The sequence below is a fragment of the Mesorhizobium sp. M6A.T.Ce.TU.016.01.1.1 genome (assembly GCF_003997065.1).
Taxonomy (GTDB): domain Bacteria; phylum Pseudomonadota; class Alphaproteobacteria; order Rhizobiales; family Rhizobiaceae; genus Mesorhizobium; species Mesorhizobium mediterraneum.
Map to the genome: position 1 here is coordinate 1 of NZ_RZTJ01000192.1, position 378 is coordinate 378.

Consider the following 378-nt stretch of genomic DNA (forward strand, 5'->3'; position numbering starts at 1 on the left):
GAATGCCAGCCCACTTGGAAACGATGCCGAGAAAGCAGCCTGGAATGCCATGAGCAGCGCGCAGCGCGACGCCATCAACGGTGTCTTCGTCAATATCGGCAAGGCGATTGCCGCCTTCGAACGCTCGATCGCGCCCACGCCAGCGCGCTTCGACCGCTTTGCGCTGGACCTCGCCACCGGTGCCGAGCCGAAGGGCGATGCTGTCTTTTCCAAACAAGAAATCCTTGGGCTTAAACTGTTCATCGGCAAGGCCAATTGCGTGACCTGTCACAACGGCCCGCGCTTCACCGACAACAGCTTTCACAACACCGGCGTGCCGCCTGTTGCGGGCCTGCCGCCGGATCGCGGCCGCATCGATGCCGTGCACCAAGTCGAGGC

General features: G+C 62.4%; 1 pseudogene. It reads left to right on the forward strand.

From position 1 onward, the window contains the following. A pseudogene (locus EOC94_RS33930) lies at positions 1 to 378 on the forward strand (methylamine utilization protein); the annotation flags it as partial.